Here is a 1209-nt window from a genome sequence, read left to right as displayed (position 1 = left end):
CGGATTTTTCACCCAGTCCCTTTCTGATCGTGATCCCGAGCTTTTTGGCTCGATCACGTCGGAACTGGGTCGTCAGCGCGACGAGATCGAGCTGATCGCGTCCGAGAACATCGTCTCTGCCGCCGTGATGGAGGCGCAGGGCTCGGTGATGACCAACAAATATGCCGAAGGCTATCCCGGCCGCCGCTACTATGGCGGTTGCCAGTTCGTCGACATCGCCGAAAACCTGGCCATCGACCGCGCCAAACAGCTGTTCGGCTGTGAATTCGCCAACGTGCAGCCCAATTCCGGCTCTCAAGCCAACCAGGGCGTGTTTCAGGCGCTGATCCAGCCGGGCGACACCATTCTGGGCATGAGCCTGGATGCTGGCGGTCACCTGACCCATGGCGCCAAGCCCAACCAGTCGGGCAAGTGGTTCAATGCGGTTCAGTACGGCGTGCGCAAGCAGGACAACATGCTGGACTACGATCAGGTCGAGGCGCTGGCGAAGGAACACCAGCCCAAGCTGATCATCGCCGGCGGTTCCGCCATCCCGCGCCAGATCGACTTTGCCCGCATGCGTCAGATCGCCGACATGGTCGGTGCCTATCTGCACGTGGACATGGCGCATTTCGCCGGTCTGGTCGCGGCGGGCGAGCATCCCAGCCCCTTCCCGCATGCGCATGTGGCCACCACCACCACGCACAAGACCCTGCGCGGCCCGCGCGGCGGCATGATCCTGACCAATGATGAAGATATCGCCAAGAAGGTGAACTCGGCCATCTTCCCCGGCATTCAGGGCGGCCCGCTGATGCATGTGATCGCGGCCAAGGCCGTGGCCTTCGGCGAGGCGCTGCGGCCCGAGTTCAAGGACTATGTCAAGCAGGTGATCACCAACGCCCAGGCGCTGTCGGATCAGCTGATCAAGGGCGGTCTGGACACGGTGACCCACGGCACCGACACCCATGTGGTGCTGGTCGACCTGCGCCCCAAAGGCGTCAAGGGCAACGCCACCGAGAAAGCCTTGGGTCGCGCGCATATCACCTGCAACAAGAACGGCGTGCCGTTTGATCCCGAAAAGCCGACCATCACGTCGGGCATCCGTCTGGGGTCGCCCGCCGGCACCACCCGCGGCTTCGGCGAGGTCGAATTCCGCCAGATCGCCGACTGGATCATCGAAGTGGTCGACGGCCTGGCCGCCAATGGCGAAGACGGCAACGGCGCCGTCGA

At 63.5% G+C, this 1209-nt stretch carries 1 protein-coding gene; it reads left to right on the top strand.

The features are described 5' to 3' along the window. A partial coding sequence (gene glyA / locus ACR0E2_RS20645) for a serine hydroxymethyltransferase (protein ID WP_480447754.1) occupies nucleotides 1-1209 on the top strand: 1209 nt, incomplete at both ends.

It is taken from the genome of Ruegeria sp. A4 (assembly GCF_056543025.1).
Note: the sequence above shows the minus strand (reverse complement) of the source record. Positions and strands in the feature narration are given on the sequence as shown.